This window comes from Sorangium sp. So ce296 (assembly GCF_051529605.1).
GTDB lineage: Bacteria > Myxococcota_A > Polyangia > Polyangiales > Polyangiaceae > Sorangium > Sorangium cellulosum_D.
In genome coordinates this window covers 9,752,813-9,770,543 of the sequence record NZ_CP150325.1, presented here as the reverse complement: position 1 = coordinate 9,770,543, position 17,731 = coordinate 9,752,813, and the positions used below count along the sequence as shown (strand labels likewise).

Annotated in this window: 12 protein-coding genes; 6 read left to right on the top strand and 6 right to left on the bottom strand. The window is 71.7% G+C overall.

The window, feature by feature from the left end; all coding sequences use genetic code 11:
* Positions 1-142: 142 nt before the first annotated feature.
* Positions 143-904 (bottom strand): hypothetical protein, encoded by a 762-nt coding sequence (locus WME98_RS36220; protein WP_437946208.1) that lies wholly within the window; start codon positions 902-904, stop codon positions 143-145.
* A gap of 1,060 nt (positions 905-1,964) precedes the next feature.
* Here WME98_RS36220 and WME98_RS36215 point away from each other — a divergent pair.
* The 4 genes from WME98_RS36215 (at position 1,965) to WME98_RS36200 (ending at position 8,617) form a co-directional block, all read left to right on the top strand.
* Complete coding sequence (locus WME98_RS36215) at positions 1,965-3,728, top strand: glycoside hydrolase family 43 protein (protein ID WP_437946207.1); 1,764 nt, start codon at positions 1,965-1,967, stop codon at positions 3,726-3,728.
* 94 nt (positions 3,729-3,822) lie between these two features.
* Positions 3,823-4,872, top strand: coding sequence for an SGNH/GDSL hydrolase family protein (locus tag WME98_RS36210; RefSeq protein ID WP_437946206.1), 1,050 nt, complete (start codon positions 3,823-3,825; stop codon positions 4,870-4,872).
* Positions 4,873-5,435: 563 nt separating this feature from the next.
* Positions 5,436-7,184 carry a DUF1592 domain-containing protein gene (locus tag WME98_RS36205; RefSeq protein WP_437946204.1) on the top strand — a complete coding sequence of 583 codons (1,749 nt, stop codon included), beginning with the start codon at positions 5,436-5,438 and terminating at the stop codon, positions 7,182-7,184.
* A 2-nt stretch (positions 7,185-7,186) separates the two neighbouring features.
* On the top strand, positions 7,187-8,617 hold the full coding sequence (locus WME98_RS36200; protein WP_061627337.1) for a DUF1552 domain-containing protein: 1,431 nt from the start codon (positions 7,187-7,189) through the stop codon (positions 8,615-8,617).
* A gap of 52 nt (positions 8,618-8,669) precedes the next feature.
* Here WME98_RS36200 and WME98_RS36195 read toward each other — a convergent pair whose 3' ends face one another.
* Positions 8,670-10,670 carry a hypothetical protein gene (locus tag WME98_RS36195; protein ID WP_437946203.1) on the bottom strand — a complete coding sequence of 667 codons (2,001 nt, stop codon included), beginning with the start codon at positions 10,668-10,670 and terminating at the stop codon, positions 8,670-8,672.
* Positions 10,671-11,026: 356 nt separating this feature from the next.
* Here WME98_RS36195 and WME98_RS36190 point away from each other — a divergent pair, with 356 nt between their 5' ends.
* Positions 11,027-11,458: a hypothetical protein gene (locus WME98_RS36190; protein ID WP_437946202.1), complete on the top strand. Its 432-nt coding sequence runs from the start codon at positions 11,027-11,029 to the stop codon at positions 11,456-11,458.
* Here the strand turns inward: WME98_RS36190 and WME98_RS36185 are convergent.
* Positions 11,439-13,223, bottom strand: coding sequence for an ABC transporter ATP-binding protein (locus WME98_RS36185; RefSeq protein ID WP_437946200.1), 1,785 nt, complete (start codon positions 13,221-13,223; stop codon positions 11,439-11,441). The genes WME98_RS36190 and WME98_RS36185 overlap by 20 nt on opposite strands.
* Before the next feature lie 84 nt (positions 13,224-13,307).
* Entirely contained in the window at positions 13,308-15,386 is a 2,079-nt protein-coding gene (locus tag WME98_RS36180; protein WP_437946199.1) for a hypothetical protein, read from the bottom strand.
* A gap of 108 nt (positions 15,387-15,494) precedes the next feature.
* Between WME98_RS36180 and WME98_RS36175 the strand changes: the two genes are divergently transcribed.
* A complete protein-coding gene (locus WME98_RS36175; RefSeq protein WP_437946198.1) occupies positions 15,495-16,349 on the top strand; it encodes a sulfite exporter TauE/SafE family protein in 855 nt (284 codons plus the stop codon).
* Here the strand turns inward: WME98_RS36175 and aqpZ are convergent.
* Together aqpZ and WME98_RS36165 are read right to left on the bottom strand one after the other, a co-directional pair.
* Positions 16,286-17,023, bottom strand: coding sequence for an aquaporin Z (gene aqpZ / locus WME98_RS36170; protein ID WP_061626955.1), 738 nt, complete (start codon positions 17,021-17,023; stop codon positions 16,286-16,288). The genes WME98_RS36175 and aqpZ overlap by 64 nt on opposite strands.
* A gap of 263 nt (positions 17,024-17,286) precedes the next feature.
* Positions 17,287-17,679, bottom strand: a complete 393-nt coding sequence (locus WME98_RS36165; RefSeq protein WP_437726777.1) for a DUF4156 domain-containing protein — start codon at positions 17,677-17,679, stop codon at positions 17,287-17,289.
* Between the last annotated feature and the right edge of the window lie 52 nt (positions 17,680-17,731).

Below are 17,731 nucleotides of genomic sequence, written 5' to 3'. Positions count from 1 at the left end.
CTTAAGCGGGTAAGTTTGTAGCGTAGAATCGGCTGCTTCGATGCAGGAATGCATCGATATAACGTCGCTCCTCAAGGATAACGTCACTCCTCAAGGCGGCCGGAAGAGAGCGCCGCGGCGCGCGGTGCGCCGCGGCGCGAGGTCACGGCTGCGCCAGCTCGACGGATTGCACGTCGAGCTGGATGAACTGGCCGATGAACGGCTCGGGCGCCGGCGGCACGCCGTCCACGACCAGATGCTTATAGTTGGCGATCATCGTACGATTCGGATCGTCGCCCAGGAAGGACACGGTGGCTCCGCCGCGGATCGGGATGGTCTTCGTGTGGTCGATGATGAACACGTCGTGCCCCACGGTGGGGTTGTCGTTGAGGTAGTAGACCTCGGGCGGGTCGGACACCGAGAAGCTGTACCTGTTGTACGTCGCGTTGTCGGGCGTGCCGCCCACGCGGAAGTGCATGCCGTCGGGCGTGCCGCCACGATACGTCTCCGGCTCGACCACGCCCCGGAGCCGGACGGTCACCTGGTAGACCGTGTCGGGCGAGCCGCCGAACGTCCTCTTCTCGTCGACCCGCGTGGACGTCGCGCACTCGTCGCGGTTGCCGGGGTCCTGGTCGCACGGGATCTCCCAGCGGAAGCCGTCGATGCTGGCGGCCGCCGCGAGCAGGTCTTCGCCGCCGCTGCCGCCGGCTCCCCCGCCGCCGCCAGCGCCGCCGTCGCCGCCGGCTCCGCCGCTGCCGACGGAGCTCGCGCTGGTCGAGGCGGTCGTGCTGGCGCTCGTCGCGGCGCCTCCGCCTGCCCCCCCGACGCCGGTCGAGCTGGAGCTGGAGCTGGAGCTAGCCTGGTCGCCCGAAGGCGGGTCGGCGTCGGAGCCACAGGCGACGAGGAGCATGAATGCAGGGACCACGAGTGGAAAAATTCTCATTTTGCACCAGTCCGGCGAGCGCGCCGGTATTGAACGTGGGAATGCCAAACGTCGTCTCGTCGACATCGCGTCTCGTTCGAATGGCCATGCCATGGTCGTGAGCGGCCCGGCGCAGCGCCGCGAGCCGCCTCATGACCGGCTCGACGGGTCTCTCAGGTCGTGATCCCCCTGAGGTCGTCGACGCGGGTCAGATCGGTGGATGTGCGGGGCGTCGAGCAGATGCTCGCGAACCGACGCGCGCGCGGGTCGCCGTGGAGCCCCCGCGCCCAGCGCTGCTGACCCGCGACCGCGACGTCCGCGAGCTCAACGTGGCTCGCGCCCGTGACGACCGAGCGTGCTGAACCGGCGCCGAGATCGATCGGCTGACGAAGCTCTCGGCGCGTATGACCACCCCTCCGGAGCGAAGCAAGAGATACGAATGGGTTGTCATGTTAACGCTAACAGAAGCGATGTCAATCCAGATCGACCACCCTGCATCTTCCTCGTAACTGAAGCGAGAAGGCTGACAGGGCTCCTCCGGAGCGCCGCGTCAAGAAGAGCGGGCGCTGGCTTCATCCATGCTGCCATGCCTGCCATGCTGCCGCACTCGACAGTACGCCTGGATTTCTCCGCAGCTGAGGCCGCGAACGACACCGATCGAGGGCGACAGGTCACACGAGCGCGGGCCTCGCCTGATGTCCCGCGGCGACCCGCGCCCGCCCCTCTCCACGCCGCGGGCCGGAGGAGCCCCGCCAGCCTCGGCCTTCCCCGGGTCGGAGCATCACCCGCGGCCCGGTCGATCTGTGTTGACTCCGGCCATGTTAGCGTTCACATTGGCCAGGAGAAGTATCCTTCTGCTTCCCCAGGGATGGGTCGTCCGCGCCCGGGGTCCTCGTCATCCGATCGATCTCGGCACCGACTCCGTTCGCGCGGTGGTGTCGGACGCGAGCGCTGGCGAGCTCTTGATGGGCTGCCGCCACGCCGTCCGGAGATGCTCCAGCCGAGCCGCCTACGACATCGACGATACCTGACGAAGCTTCAGGAGACCAGCAAGGATCCGAGAATGGCAACGAATACGACGCTCATCCAACGTAAGGTCCTCACGGCGGCATCGATACTTTGCGGCGTGGCTGCATTCCCGTCCGTCTCCCTGGCGGACAACCCCATCGTTCAGACCATCTATACCCCCGATCCTGCGCCCATGGTCCACGGTGACACGGTGTACCTCTACACCGGCCATGACGAAGACAGCGCCACGGACTGGTTCGGGATGAACGAATGGAGGGTGTACTCTTCCAAGGACATGGTGAACTGGACGGACCACGGTTCGCCGCTGAAGTTCAGCGATTTCAGCTGGGCGAAGGGGGACGCGTGGGCTGGCCAGGTCATCCACAGGAACGGGAAGTTCTACTACTACGTGCCTGTGACGAGCCGCTCGCTCAACAGGATGACCATCGGCGTGGCCGTGTCGGACAGCCCTACCGGTCCGTTCAAGGACGCCCTGGGGAAGCCGCTCGTCGCGGCCGACTGCGGCGACATCGATCCGACGGTGCTCATCGACGACGACGGCCAGGCCTATCTGTACTGGGGGAACCCGAGCTCGTGCTACGTCAAGCTGAACGAAGACATGATCTCCTACCAGGGAGGCGTCGTGCACGTGCCCATGACGGCGGCGAGCTTCGGGCAGCGCACCGGGGAAAATGATGGTCGTCATACGACCAAGTACGAAGAAGGTCCCTGGCTCTACAAGCGCGACGGGCTGTACTACCTCGTGTATGCGGCTGGCCCCATCCCTGAATACATCGCCTACTCCACGAGCAGCAGCCCCACCGGCCCGTGGACGTACCGCGGGGTCATCATGCCCACGGAGGGCAGCAGCTTCACCAATCACGCGGGCGTCATCGATTTCAAGGGGAACTCCTACTTCTTCTATCACAACGGCGCCTTGCCGGGCGGCGGAGGCTTTCACCGCTCGGCGGCCGTCGAGAAGTTCACGTTCAACCCCGACGGTACAATCCCGACGATCAGGATGACGAAGGAGGGCCCGCCTGGCGTCGGCAACCTGAATCCGTATGTCATGACGGAGGCTGAGACCATCGCCTGGGAATCCGGTGTCGAGACCGAGCGATGCAGCGAGGGCGGCGTGAACGTCACCTCGATCGACAACGGGGACTTCATCAAGGTGAAGGGCGTCGATTTCGGCACCGGCGCGGTGTCGTTCGACGCGAGGGTGGCCTCGGCGACGGGCGGCGGCAGCATCGAGCTGCGCCTCGACAGCCCGACCGGCACGCTGGTGGGGACCTGCATGGTCCAGGGTACCGGCGGCGCCCAGACCTGGGTGACCACGTCGTGCGCGGTCGACGGCGCGACAGGGATCCACGATCTGTACCTGAAGTTCACCGGCGGGAACGGTCCTCTGTTCAATTTCAACTGGTGGAAATTCACGCCGCTCGACGCCCCGGATCCGGAGCCGACCGGCGTCGGGGGCGGCGGGGGCGGCGGGGGCGGCGGCGGCGCCCCGAGCACGGGTGAAGGGGGAGCCACGGGCAGCGGCGGCTCGGGCGAGGGTGGGAGCGTCAGCAGCGCAGCGACCACCAGCACCGGAGCGACGGCGGGCAGCGGCGCGGGCGGCGCTGGCGCCGCCCCCGCTGACGGCGACAGCCACGACGAGGCCGGGTGCGCGTTCCGGGTCAGCTCGGGGTCCAACTCCCCCGCGGGGGCGCTCGCCGCGTTGATCGCGCTGGGCGCGGTCGCCGCGCGGCGGCGCCGTGCGCGAGGCGCTGGGCGGCACGGGGCCGCGGGTCGACGCTCCTCGGAGACCGCGTGAACTCGAGCTGCGCGCGAGACATCACCTGGAAACCGCGAGCGCGTCGGGGGAACTCCGGCTCTGCCATTCAGCGTGCGTGGCTTGGAGGAATGCGATGATTCTGGTTGGAATGCAGGATTCGCGGGGTGGATCGCACGAACGGAGCGACGCGGAGCGTCGCGGGCCGCGCCGTTCGACGTGGGCCGCCAGGGCGGCGGCCGTCGCCCTCGTGGCGCTGCTCGGCGGGTGCTCCGATGAGCCGGGCGACACGACGTCGACCGGCTCCGGGACCGGCGGGGGCGCTGCCTCTAGCGTGAGCAGCGGGGATACGACGAGCGGCAGCACGACCAGCGCGAGCACGACGGGCGGCGGCGCGACCAGCGCGAGCGGCGGCGGCGGAGACAACGCGGGCGGCGCCGGGGGCTCGGACGGCGGCGGCGATGCCAGCACAGGCGCCCAGGGCGGAGGCGGCGCGGGGGGCGAAGGCGGCGCGGGCGGCGCGGGCGGCGCGGGCGGCGCGGCCGGGTTCACGCCGTGCCCGACGAACGGAGAGCCTTGCAAGATCCTGCCGCTCGGCGACTCCATCACGGACGGGGTCGGGGGGGTGCAAGGCGGCGGCGGCTATCGGATCGAGCTGTTCAAGAAGGCGCGCGCCGCGGGCAAGAACATCACGTTCGTCGGCTCGCTCATCAACGGGCCGACGATGGTCGACGGCGCTGCGTTTCCGCGGAACCACGAGGGGCACAGCGGCTGGAAGATCAACCAGATCGGTGGGCTCGTGCCGACGCCCGCGTTCTCGAGCGGCCCGCACATCGTGCTGCTCATGGTGGGGACCAACGACGTGAACCAGAACGATGACCTCGCCAACGCGCCGCAGCGCCTGGGAGCGGTCCTGGACAAGATCTTCACCGCGGCTCCCGACACGCTCGTGGTCGTGGCGAAGATCATCCCGATCCGCTCCGCCGATCCCAAGGCGGTCGCCTACAACGATGCAGTGGAGGATATCGTCGAGGCCCGGGCGTCCGCAGGGAAGCACGTGGTGCTGGTGGACCAGCACTCCGGGTATCCGCTGTCGGATCTCCCGGACGGCGTACACCCCAACCAGCGCGGCTACGGGCGCATGGCCGACGTCTGGTACGCGGCGATCGGCGACCTCTTGCCGTGAGGCGACGGCGCGCGATCGCCTCCCTGCGAGGCGATCCCCGCGCGCCGCGCCGCCGGACAGCGCCGGTCCACCGACATCGTAGCTTGCGCGGTCGCAGAGGCCCCGGCGCGCGAATCGGTGCTGCTCCAGGAGGAGCACAGCCTAACGCGTCGCGCTGGGCGCCTCCACGCGCCGCGGACGCCGGAAAACTGCTGTATTGTCGTAAACTTGGCGTCCTAGTCAAACGCCCTGATCGCGACAAATTGGTTTGACTCATGAGCGTGTGTGGTCGAAACTAAACATATTCGGAAGTGAGCAGGGCGCTCGGCAGCACCGCGCGCTCGCCCCCCGGAGGATCCTCGCCCGACGGCGAGGTGGCGCTTCGCTGCGGCGACGACACGGTTGTCGTTGTGCGGCTTCGCATCCTAGGGTGTGGAGCATGGGGGGTTCGGGATGGCGTCCAGTCGAGAGGGGCTTGCCTTCTGTACCGGTTAAGCCCACCTCGCCCCGTGCCGTAGGCAGGTCTCAAACGATGGGCGAGTGAACAGGCGCTCGCGCCGCGGGATAGATTGGGAGGTTTGTTCATGCATCGACCTCGGATTTGGGATCGGATAAAGCGCGCGGCGCCCCCCGCTTCGGGGGAGGGGCAGGCCGCCCGGGAGCGCTCGCCTCGGAGCGCCGCGTGGCGCCGCTCGGCGTGGCTCGCCGCGTGCGCCTCGGCCCTCGTGGCGGCGGCGTGCACGGGCACCCTCGGGGACAACTCCGGCGAACAAGAACCGGGTGGCAGCAGCGGGCGACCCAACGACGGGCACCCGGACGCGGAGGCGCAGTGCGCGCCGCGGCTCGGGCGCCGCGTCGTGCTGCTCACCGATCTTCAGTTCACGAACTCCGTGCGCACCGTGCTCGGGGACGACGCCGTGCGGGCCGATCTGGCGCCCGACGACAAGACCAAGCCGTTCATGAAGAAGGGGCTGGTCGCCGGCACGTCGCTGGTGCGCGGGCGGCTCGACAGCGCCGCTTACGCCGCGGAGACCCTCAAGGGGCGCTTCCAGGAGGTGACGGGCTGCGCGCAGAACGGGGATGACGCGTGCGCGCGCGACTTCCTGGCTCGGTTCGCGGCGCAGGCGTTCCGGAGGCCGATCGGCGAGGCCGAGCTCGCGGACCTGATGGAGGTGTTCGCGCTCGGGAAGGAAGAGAGCTACGAGCGCGGCGTGGTGCTCGCCGTCGAGGCCATCCTCGCGGCGCCCTCCTTCTCCTACCGGACGGAGCTCGGCGAGAAGGACAGCGACGGCGTCGTGCGGCTGACGCCGCACGAGCTCGCCAGCGAGCTCTCGTTCTTCCTCACGGACAGCCAGCCGGACGCGGAGCTGATGGCCGCCGCCGACTCCGGGGCCCTCCGCGACCCGAAGGAGATCGCCCGGCAGACCGAGCGGCTGCTCGCGCTGCCGGAGACACGGCGCAGCCTGAGCACGACGCTGCTCGCGGCGTGGGGGCTCAGCAACCTGTTCGGCACGATCAAGGATCCTGGGATGTTCCCCGAATACGGTCCCGGGCTCCAGGCGGCCATGTTCCACGAGACCGAGCTGTTCGTGGACGAGACCCTCTGGGAGCGCGGCGCGGACGTCACCGAGCTGCTCACGTCGCGCGAGACGTTCGTCAACGAGCCGCTCGCCAAGGTGTACGGCGTGGAGCACACGGGCGCGGCGGAGGAGTTCTCGCGGGTCACCCTGCCCGAAGGCCAGCGCGCCGGCCTGCTCACGCAGGCGAGCGTCCTCGCGACGCTCTCGCGCACGGACAACACGAGCGTGGTCGCGCGGGGGCTGTTCGTCCGCGGCGCGCTGCTCTGCCTGCCGAAGCTCGCGTCGCCGCCGGAGGAGCTCGCGCAGGCGGTGGCCGACCTGCTCAAGGCCGACATGACCGAGCGCGAGCGCGCCGAGGCGCGCGCGATGAACAGCACCTGCGGCGTGTGCCACCGGGGGATCGACCCGTTCGGCCTGACGCTCGAGAACTACGATCCGCTGGGCCGCTATCGAGACACGCTCGATGGAGAGCCCATCGACTCGGTCATCGAGATGAACGGGCTCCTCGGGCTGTACGAGAGCTACCCGAACGCGGTCGAGTTCATCGGTGTGATGGCGCAAAGGGAGGAGTTCGCCGCGTGCCTGACGCGGCACCTCGTCACCTACAGCACCGACGATGAAGAGCTCAGGCCGGACGACTGCCAGGTCGAGGGCGTGATCAACGCGCTGCCGGTGGGCGAGCGCACCCTGCCGGCCCTCGTGAAGGCCGTCGCGACGTCGCGCGCGCTCGCCGAGCGCACGGAGGAGGAGTGACCATGAACCGCCACCTGCCCTATGTCTCGTCCCGCCGCCGCTTCCTCCAGGGCGTCGGCGCCGCCGCGGGGATGTTCGCGATCCTCCGCGGCCTCGAGCGGACCGCGGAGGGCGCGCCGAGCCCGAAGCGGTTCCTCATCGTCCAGCGGCCCGTGGGCACCGTCTACGAGAACTGGTGGCCGCAAGGCAACGGGACGAGCTTCACGCTGTCCCGCATCCTGAAGCCGTTCGAGCCGGTGAAGGACAAGATGGTGGTGTTCCGCGACCTGAAGCTGCCGTATGAGGGGTCGGTCGGCGGCGGCCACGAGCGCGGGACCGTCCTGATGGCGACCGGCACGCGGACCAAGCAGCTCTACCCCGGCAACGGCGGGGACGACCCGATGTCCGAGGCGGCGAGCGTCGATCAGCTGATCCAGAAGCAGTCGGCCGATCTGCAGGGGACGGCGATCGCGTCGCTCCAGCTCTCGTGCGACAAGCGCGCGGACACGCCGGAGGTGTCGACGCGCCACATGTCGTACTCCGGCCCGCGGGCCCCGATGACGCCGTACTACCAGCCGTTCGACGCTTACCAGCGGGTGTTCGGCTCGCTGATGCCCGGCGGGACGACGAACGACAACCTCGAGGCGCTCGCCAGGGCGCGCCGGCAGAAGAAGAGCGTGCTCGACTTCGCGACGCGGGACATCGGCCGGCTCCACGAGCTCGCGCCGAGCGCGCAGCGCGAGCTCCTGGACTCGCACCTGGAGGCGATCCGCGAGGTGGAGAAGGAGTTCGACGCCGACCCGACCAACCCCGCGTTCTGCGGCATGGAGCAGCCGCCGGAGATCGTCAGCGTCAGCGAGTACATCGACCCTTACAACTCGTCGCACGTCGTGAGAGAGCGCGACGACGAGAAGCACGCGCGCATCGGCGCCCTGCACTTCGCCGTGGTCAAGGCGGCCTTCCGGTGCGACCTGACGCGCGTGGTGACCTTCCAGTGGGCCCCGGGGACCAACCACGTGAGCTTCGGCGACCTGTGGCCGCCGGACTCGAAGATCTTCAAGGTCCACCACACGACGAGCCACGATCCCGACACGAAGGATACGCTCGAGTTCCTCACGCGCGTGGAGGAGTTCTATGCCAACAAGATGGTGGGGTTCCTGCAGGAGCTCGCGGCCGCAAAGGACGTGAACGGCGGATCGCTGCTCGACAACACCCTCGTCCCTTACATCACCGAGGTCGGGACCCGACATCACAACTGGGACAAGGTGGCCTGGCTGCTCTTCGGCGGCGCGGGCACCAAGCTCCTCGGCGGGCGCGTGTGGGACAACGGCGGCCGCGGCCTCCGGTCGACCAACGACTACTGGATGGCGTGCGCGGGCGCGTTCGGCCTCCCGAACTTCGTCATCGGGGACTCCGACCTCCACACGACGGCGATCTCGGGGCTGTTCGCGTAGGCGCGAGCGTTCCGGGCGAGCTCTCCCCCTCCCCAATCACGCCTCGCGCCGATCACGGGCGCACCGCGAGGTACACCGTGCTCCAGAGCTGCACGGCGTTCGACTCGTCGTGGTGCGCCCGCTCGGCGCCGAACGGGACCCGCCGGTAACGGCCGCCCTCGACGGCCCAGCTCCAGAGCTCCTGGGTGCTCGCCTCCCGCGAGGCCTGGATCACCTCCCACAGCGCGCGCCGCGCGCGCTCCAGCGCGCCGCGCGCGGGGGCCGGCAGGTCGCCGCGCGCGAGCTGCCGGTCGAGGCCCGCGGCCAGCATCGCCTGCTGCCACGACCAGGTGACCGTTCCGTGGTAGTGGCCTCTCGTGAACAGCGCCCAGAGCGCCGGATCCGGCGCGAGCGCGGGGTTCGCGACGAGGACGCCGACCGGCGTTCGCAGGCCCGCCGGGAAGGGGCGGAGCAGGCGGCCGGCGATCTCCTCGAGGGCGCCGGGCGGCGGGTCGGTGAACAGGAGGACGAAGCTGTCGTCGGAGTGCATGATGGGAAGCGGCCTGCCCTCCCGGTCGAGCGCGATCGCCGGAAACGAGAGCGGCCCCGAGAGCGATGCGAGCGCCGGCGCCGCGTCGATGCCCAGCGACGCCGCATAGGCGGCGACGCGCCGCCGCGCCTCCGCCTCCGGCACCTCCACCCGGAAGAACACGCCGGCGTCCCGCCACGCGCGCGCGAGCCGCTCCGCCCGGCCGGCGCCCTCCGCGTCGGCGCCGAGCAGCGGGCTCGCGAGCAGCCGCGCCGACGCGCGGAGCGCGGCCGGGACGAGGGCGGCGTTCACGTCGTACGGGATGCGGCCGAACGCGAGGCCCTCCGCGCTGTCGCGCCACTCGCCGACGGACTCTCCCTCCTTGAGCGAGACGAGCGCCCTCGGATCCCCCGTCTCGGCGAACGGGGCGGCGAGGCGGAGCACGAGCGACACGTTCCGCGCGAGCGCCTGCGCATACGTGTCGCCCGCCGGCGTCCGGCGCGAGAGGAACGCCGCCGCGCGCTCCCGGCCCGGCGCGCTGCCGAGGAGGTACTCGGCGCAGAGCGGCGCGAGGAGGAAGTCGTCGTCGACCATCTTGTAATCGTAGACGGGCTCGCGCAGCGCCTCGGCGCGGCCGGCGGCGAGGTGCAGGAGCGCCGCGTACTCGCCGATCGCCTCCTCGTGCGCGACCTCCCCGGACGGGCTCAGCCGATCGAGGACCGAGCCGATGCCGGCCTCGATCGCGGCCGGCTCCAGCACCGGCAGGAGCATCCTCACCGCGAGCAGCGTGTCCCGGCCAAAGTACGTGAGGAAGCGCCACGACCCGGCCAGGAGCTTCTCCCGGTACGCGAGGAAGGCGAGCGCCTGCCGGTGGCGCGGGTCGTCGGCGGCGCGCTCGGTGACGAGCTCGTCGAGCGGCACCGGCGTGAGCGGCGGCTCGTCCGAGAGCGCCGTCACCCGGACCCGCAGGCCGCTCGGGCCCGCGGTGAGCTCGATCCGGCCGTCCGGCCCCAGCGCGGCCGTCGTGCCGCCCTCCGGCTCGACGAGCAGCTCGAGGTGGTGCTCGCCGTCCTGCGTGGTGCGCCGCGCGGCGATCGACGCGCCGCCCGCCTCGACGTCGCCGCGCAGCCAGGCCGGGAGCGGCGCGTCGCGGCCCACGTCGCGCACCGTGCGGATGCTGCCGAGGATCAGCCGATGGACGCGCAGCGCCGGGGCCTCGCTCGCGAGCAGCGCCGAGACGCCGCGCATGCCGCCGGGCCGCTCGACGCCGGAGAGGCCCCCCTCCACCGAGAGCTCGGCCGGCGCCGGGAGCGCGTCGAACCACACGGCGATTCCCATGTCGCCCGCCGGAAAAGCGACGATGAGCCGCGGCGACACGCCGGATGTCGTCAGGACATGAGCGGCGATATGACCATGACGGAAGAAGTGATTACGAATCCGGCCTTCCTGGATTTCGAAGGCCAGGAGCTCAGGAGCGGGCGCCGCCGGGGGCGCCTCGACGTGCGGCGCGCCGGAGGCGCAGGAGGCGGCAAGAAGCGTTGACAAGGTGGTTCTCCTCATGAATCGCCCGGTATTCGTGGGCCGCGTGGGCACCGCGAGACGCTAGCTAGCCAGGGCGCGCCTGCCAAGGACTAAGGATCTTCCTGCGGCCGCTAGCTTACGTCACCGACACGCTGGCCGTTGTTCACGTGTTTTCATTGAATTATCACGGATTCAGCAGAACGCTCACGACAGCCTCTTCAGGCGACCTCTGCGCGCCCGCATCCGAAAGGGAGGCGATGAGAAAGAAAGGGTTCACACCTTTGTTTCGCTGTGATAACCCATTCGAGACCTCGGTTGTCGATAGTGGGTTCGCAGCAGGCGAGTCGCCTGCCAACCACCATGAGGAAAGGGGGTTCGAGATGGACGAGAGCATCTCCGGCCAGATCGCGGCCGGCAGCAACGTTTCAGAGCACGCGCAGCTCAGCAATCCGCGAGAGGGGCTGATCTATACGTGGGTGGACGGCAGCCTCGGCGTGGCCGATGAGGTCGTGCGCGCGGGGTTCGGCTTGCTCGACGACGTGCGCGTCGAGACGCAGGAGCGGCTCGGCGCCACGCTCGACCTGATCGAGGGTATCCAGCGCAGCGTGCTCCGGGTGGCGCGCAAGACGCTCGTCCGGACGGACGCGATCAGCGCGCGCGCCCTCACGAACGGGCAGCACGGCTGGTATGCGCTGCTCGGCACGCTGCGCCGCACGTCGCAGGGCGCGACGGCGCTCGCCTCGGAGACGGCCGTCTCCATCGTGGGCGAGCGCAAGGCGACGCAGCAGCTCATCATACAGCAGTCGTCGTGAGCTGCGCGCTCACGAACTGCCGCTCGACCAGCCGGCGATAGAGGCCGTCCTCGGCGATGAGCGCCGCGTGCGCCCCGCTCTGCACGATCGTACCCCCATCCATCACCAGCACGCGGTCGGCGCCCATCACCGTCGAGAGGCGGTGAGCGATGATCAACGTCGTGCGCCCCTTCATCAGCGCGTCGAGCGCCCCCTTCACGAGGTGCTCGCTCTCCGCGTCGAGCGCGCTCGTCGCCTCGTCGAGCACGAGCAGCCGAGGGTCCTTGAGCATCGCGCGCGCGATCGCCACGCGCTGCTTCTGGCCGCCGGACAGCTGCACCCCGCGCTCGCCGACGAGCGTGCGATACCCCGAGGGGAACCGCTGGATGAACGCGTGCGCGTTCGCCGCGCGCGCCGCCGCCTCGACCTCCGCGTCCGAGGCGTCCTCCCGCCCATAACGGATGTTGTCGGCCACGCTCGCGGCGAAGAGGAGCGGCTCCTGCGCGACGATCCCGACCTGCCGGCGGAGCCAGGTCGGCGAGAGCTCGCGCAGATCGCGCCCGTCGAGGAGAATGCGGCCCTCGTCGGGGTCGTAGAGCCGCAGGAGCAGCGAGGCGATCGTGGATTTGCCCGCCCCGGACGGCCCGACCAGGGCGATGACCTCTCCGGGGCGAACGGCGATGTCGATGCCCTTGAGCACGGGCACGTCCTTGCGGGTCGGGTAGCTGAACCGCACGCGCTGGAGCTCGAGGCGCCCCTCGACGGCGCTCGGCTGGGCGCCGCCCGCGTCCGCCATGGCCGGCTCGCGGTCGAGGAGGTCGAAGATGCGCTCGGCGGCGCCGGTGGCCTTCATGAAGTCGGCCCAGAGGTCGCTGAGGCCGCCGAGGGCGAAGGCGACGACGATCGTGTAGACGAGGAACGAGGTGAGCCCGCCGAGCGTCATGCGGCCCTCGACGACGAGATGGCCGCCGTACCAGAGGACGAGCGCGGCGGCGCTGTAGCCGGCGAACGTGACCATGCCCATGAAGCTCGCCGAGGCGCGGATGCGCTTGCTGGCGAGGTCGAACGACTCGGCGACCCGGCCGGAATAGCGCGCCGCCTCGTGCTGCTCGGCGGCGAAGGCCCGGACGGTGCGGATGCCCGAGAGCGCCTCCTCGGCGACCTCGCTGGCGCGCGCGAGCGCGTCCTGCACGCTGCGGGAGAGCCGGCGGACGCGGCGGCCGTAGGCCACCGAGCCGAGCGCCACGACGGGGACCACGGCGAGCATCAGGAGGGTGAGCCGCGGAGACGTGTAGAGGAGGAACGCGACGCCGCCGATCACGGACGCGGCGTAGCGCAGCGCCATCGACACGTTCACGCTGACGGCGCTCTGGAGGACCGTGGTGTCGGAGGCGAGGCGGTTCGTCAGCTCGCCGGTCCTGTGGTCATCGAAGAACGCCACCTCCTGCCGGAGGAGGTGCTCGAAGAGCTGCGCCCGGAGCCGGGCCACGACGCGCTCGCCGGCGGTCGAGAAGAGGACGTACCGCAGCGCGACGGCGGCGGCCTGCACCACGATGAGGAGCGCGAGCCAGAGCGCGGCGTCGTCGATCGCCTCGACGCCGCTGCCCGGGCCGAGCGCGTCGTCGATGATCTTCCGGATCGCCTGGGGGAGCAGGAGGCCGATGCCGCTGCCCACGCCGAGGAAGAGGGTGCCGAGCGCGAGCTTGCCGAGCTCGGGGCGGGCGAGGCGGAGGAGCCGCCGGAGGTGCGCTCGGCCGGGGCGCCGGCCGGTGTCTGGGCTCTGCATGGGGGGGCGCGAGCGTAGCAGGCGGCGCGGAGGCGGCCGCGCCGCGGGCCGGGCGGCGCCGCGGGCCGGCGCGCGGCCCGCCGATCAGCGCCGGTCGGCCCGGCGCCCGGACCGCCGCCGCCGCCGGTGGAGCGCGACGGCCAGCGCGAGCGCCGCGGCGCCGAGGCCGAGGACGGCGAGGAGCAGCCCCGTCGCGCCCCAGCGGCGCAGCGGCCCCGGCGCGGCCTGCCCCGGGCCCTCCGCCGGCGGCGCGTCGCCCGCGCCCTTCGGCCGCGCGAGCGGGACGAGCGCGCGCCGCGCGGCCGCCGCCTCGGAGAGCGCGCGGCGGACGCCGGCGGCGTCGAGCGAGGCGCCCGCCGGGATCAGGGCGCGCAGCGCGGCCCTGCCCTCGAAGAACGCGGCGCCCTCGCTGCTCCACGCGGTCGGCGAGGCGTCGAGCGTCTCGTCGAGCGCGGCCGGGATCACGTCCTTCACGATCGCGTCCGCGGCGCCGGGCGACGCCGACCTGGCCAGGGCGATGTAGCCGGCGTCCTGGATGCCGCGGCGCAGGCTCTTCAGGCGCATCGAGGGGAGCACGCCGGCGAAGCCGACGGAGCGGGCGGCGAACGGCCCGCGCTGCGTCCCGGGGTAGAGCAGCATGCCGTCGCCGAGGCAGGCGTCGCCGTCGCGGTTGTGGAAGTTCTCGGCGACCGTGAACGGGTCGACGGGCCCCTTCCCGCCGCGGTTGCCGTCGTGCCAGAACGCCGTCTCCCAGAGGAACCAGCGGCCCACCTCGTGGGTCGCCGCGATCCAGCCGTCGGCCATGAGGCCGGTGAGCGGCGCGTCGATCATGAAGGTGCCGGTCCGCGGCAGCGCGCCGTTGTACACCCAGAGCCGCTTGCCGGCCTCGCGCGCGGCCCGCGCCCACACGGAGTCGAAGCGGTTGGCCGGCGTGAGCACGAGGTCGACGTCCTGCTGCAGCGGGTGCACCTCGCCGCACGAGTGCCCCACGAGGATGCGCGACGACAGGCGCGAGCCGCGGACGAGCCGGCGCCACCCGGGCCCGCGGGGGCTCTCGCACTGCTCGTCGATCGCGTAGAGCATCACGTCGTCCACCGCCGGCGGGAGGCTGTCGGCGACGGCCTCGACGCGGCGGAGCGTCTCCTCCTTCGGGTCGCCGAAGCCGCCGTAGGCGCCGAGCGCCACCGCGGCGGGCGGGACGCCCTGGCCCGGCCCGCGGTAGCCGCGCTCCTTCGTGTAGAGCGAGCCGTCGATGGCCGGCCGCAGCCGCTCGACCTCGGCGGGGCTCCGGACCGACGCGAAGCCGTCGACGTGGTGCTCGTGGAGCAGCTGCCAGAGCTGCTGCTCGACGGCGGGTCCGTCGCCGATCCGCTCGGCGACGCGGTCGATCTCGTAGAAGGCGATGAAGTCGACCGGGCCGTACGGCAGCGTCGCCGGCGCGACGTCGAGCCTCAGATCGAGGGACGCGAGCTCGCCGTGCGAGGCCGAGCGGACCACCACCTTGCCCTCGTGGAGGCCGGGGGCGGCGCCCTCCGGGACGTGGAGGTCGACCCACACCGCCCTGGTCTCGCGGGCGCCGACCTCGAGCGGATACGGCGCCCAGGGCGGCGCGAGCTCGACCGGGATCAGCGCGTCGGGGAGGAACCCGAGGTGCCGGTCGTCCGGCGGGCGCGCCGCCGGGCTCCACCCGAGCGACTCCAGGGGTCGCTGGTCGTTGCGCGAGCGCTGCCGGATCTCGACGTAGTGCTCGACGAAGCGGGCGATCGAGATCGCGTCCGCGGGCGCGCCGCCCGGGGCCGGCGGCTGCGCCGCGGCCGGGTCCCTGGCCGGCGCGCCCGCGGCGGCCGCGGGGGCGAGCCCGGAGAGCTCGACCGTGACGCCGCGCAGGGGCTCGGCGCCCGCCTCGACGATCACCTGGAAGGCGACGACCTCCGCGCGGAGCGCGCCGAGCCGGATCGGCCCGCCGGGCCGGAAGAGCGCGTTGCCTTCGCCGCGCGAGAGCGGCAGGCCGACGTCCTCGCGCCGGACGCGCGTGCCGTCGTCGGCCGCCCAGACGAGCGCGCGATCCGGCTGCGCCTCGCCGGCGGCGGCGCTCGCGGGCATCGCGGCCTGCGACAGCGCGGAGAGCAACGCGGCGGGAAAGAACGTGGGGGATCGCGGCATGGCGCTCGGCTTTCCAGGGAGGAGCGGCCGACGGGATCGGCGGCAGCGCCATGCTAGGGGCTCCGGGCCGCGGTTGACAGCGCGGCCGGGCTCGGGCCATGTCGCGGCGTGGATCTGACGCGAGCCGCACTCCTCGCCGGCGGCGCCGCCGTGGCCGGCGTCATCAACGCGGTCGCCGGGGGCGGCACGCTCGTGTCGTTCCCCGCGGCGATCGCGGCGGGGCTCGCGCCGCTGCCCGCGAACGCGACGAACGCCGTGGCGCTCACGCCCGCGTCGCTCGCGTCGGCGTGGGCGTATCGACGCGAGCTCGCCCGGGACTACCGGGTCCTCGGCGTCCTCTTCCTGCCGTCGCTGCTCGGCGGCGTCGCGGGCTCGGCGCTCCTGCTCGTGACGCCGCAGCGCGTGTTCGACGCGGCGGTGCCCGGGCTCGTGCTCGTCGCGACGCTGCTCCTGCTCTGGCAGAACCTGCGCCCGGCGAAGCCGTCTGCGAAGGGCGGCGCGGCGGAGGAGTTCGCCCTGCCCTCGCGGCCGTGGCTCGTGTTCCTGCTCCAGTTCCTGGTGAGCGTGTACGGCGGCTACTTCGGCGCGGGCATCGGCATCATGATGCTGGCGCTGCTCTCGTCGTTCGGCGGCAACGTGGACATCCACCGGCTGAACGCGATCAAGACCGTGCTCGCGAGCCTGATCAACGGGGTGGCCGCGCTCGCGTTCCTGTTCGCGGGCGCGGTCGATCCGGTCGCCACGCCGATCATGATGGCGGCGGCGGTGGTCGGCTCGCTCGTCGGCGCCGTGGTCGCCCGGCGCATCGCGCCGAGCAAGGTGCGGTGGTTCGTTGTCGCGCTCGGGCTCGTGCTCACGGCCAAGCTCGGGTGGGACCGGTTCGGCCCGGAGCACCCGGCTCAGACCGTCGAGCGCGGCGTGACGGCGGCGCGGGCCGGCCTCGCGCCGACGAGCATCGGGTAGAGCGCCCCGGCGAGCGCGCCGCCGGCGAGCGGGGCGAGCCAGAAGAGCCAGAGCTGCGACAGCGCCCACCCGCCGACGAAGAGGGCAGGGCCGGTCGAGCGCGCCGGGTTCACCGAGACGTTCGTGACCGGGATCCCGATCAGGTGAACGAGCGTGAGCGCGAAGCCGATGGCGATGGGCGCGAACCCGATCGGGGCGCGGAGATCGGTGGCGCCGAGGACCACCACCACGAAGCCGAAGGTGAGCACGATCTCGGCCACGAGGCTCGCGACGAGCGAGTAGCCGCCGGGCGAGTGCGCGCCGTAGCCGTTCGAGGCGAAGCCGTCGCTCACGGAGAACCCGGCGGAGCCGCTGGCGATGACGTAGATGATCCCTGCGGCGACGATGGCGCCGGCGACCTGGGCGAGGATGTACGGCAGGATGTCTCGCGCCGGGAAGCGCCCGCCGACCATCATCCCGAGCGTGACGGCGGGGTTGAAGTGAGCGCCCGAGATGTGGCCGACCGCGTACGCCATCGTGAGCATGGCGAGCCCGAACGCGAGCGCCACGCCCGCGAAGCCGATCCCGAGCCCGGGAACCGCGGCCGACAGCACGGCGCTCCCGCAGCCGCCGAGCACGAGCCAGAACGTCCCGAGAAATTCCGCGGCCGTGCGCTTGGACAACGACAGCTCCATCTCCCCCTCTCCTGTGGCCGGCTTTCCTTCGTGCGGCGCGAAGCGCGGCCGCGCCCGTCCGCCGAGCCGCCTCGGCGCCGGGGCAGGCCGCGCGCTCGCCCGGCGCTGCCGCCGAGGCGGCGCTCCACCTGCGCTTCGTCGACGTTGGATGAGCCCAGGCGCGCCGCGTTGCTGCCGGACGGCGCGAGGCCCCCGCCGGCGCTTCCGGCGGGGGCCTCGGACCGCGGGCCATCGCCGCGGCCGGCTCGCTGGCGCGGGGGAGGTTACAGGCCGACGAGCTGGGGCGGGCAGCTGTACGCGTTGCCCATGTGGGTGACGTCGGTCTGCTCGCCGGACATGCTGTCCCGATCGCCGGAGATGGTGGTGCCGGCGTTCGTGTTCTCGAGGACCACGTAGTTGCCGCCCAGATCGTGGGCCTGGTTCTTCATGTCGTTCACCGCCCCCTTCTGCAGGTTGGCGTTGCTGGTGAACTTCCCGGAGATGGAGCCGCCCTGCTCTCCGACGAGCGTGCCGAGGAACCGGCATCCTTCGGGGGCCGGCTGCTTGGTGACGATGACCTTCTCCGCACCCGGGTTGAGCTCCACGGCGGCGCAGGCAGGCAGGGTGAGGCAGGAGAGGAGGACGAGGGCGAACGCGCGGTAGGTCGTGGTCTTCATGTCAAGTACCTTCTGCCGATGCATACGGCGCGCGGCGGCGCTTCTTCCTCGC

Coding starts and splice junctions, on each gene's coding strand:
- WME98_RS36205 (WP_437946204.1), top strand. CDS start 5,436: ATGCATCGACCTCGGATTTGGGATCGGATAAAGCGCGCGGCGCCCCCC.
- WME98_RS36215 (WP_437946207.1), top strand. CDS start 1,965: ATGGCAACGAATACGACGCTCATCCAACGTAAGGTCCTCACGGCGGCA.
- WME98_RS36180 (WP_437946199.1), bottom strand. CDS start 15,386: ATGCCGCGATCCCCCACGTTCTTTCCCGCCGCGTTGCTCTCCGCGCTG.
- WME98_RS36200 (WP_061627337.1), top strand. CDS start 7,187: ATGAACCGCCACCTGCCCTATGTCTCGTCCCGCCGCCGCTTCCTCCAG.
- WME98_RS36210 (WP_437946206.1), top strand. CDS start 3,823: ATGATTCTGGTTGGAATGCAGGATTCGCGGGGTGGATCGCACGAACGG.
- WME98_RS36165 (WP_437726777.1), bottom strand. CDS start 17,679: ATGAAGACCACGACCTACCGCGCGTTCGCCCTCGTCCTCCTCTCCTGC.
- WME98_RS36190 (WP_437946202.1), top strand. CDS start 11,027: ATGGACGAGAGCATCTCCGGCCAGATCGCGGCCGGCAGCAACGTTTCA.
- aqpZ (WP_061626955.1), bottom strand. CDS start 17,023: ATGGAGCTGTCGTTGTCCAAGCGCACGGCCGCGGAATTTCTCGGGACG.
- WME98_RS36185 (WP_437946200.1), bottom strand. CDS start 13,223: ATGCAGAGCCCAGACACCGGCCGGCGCCCCGGCCGAGCGCACCTCCGG.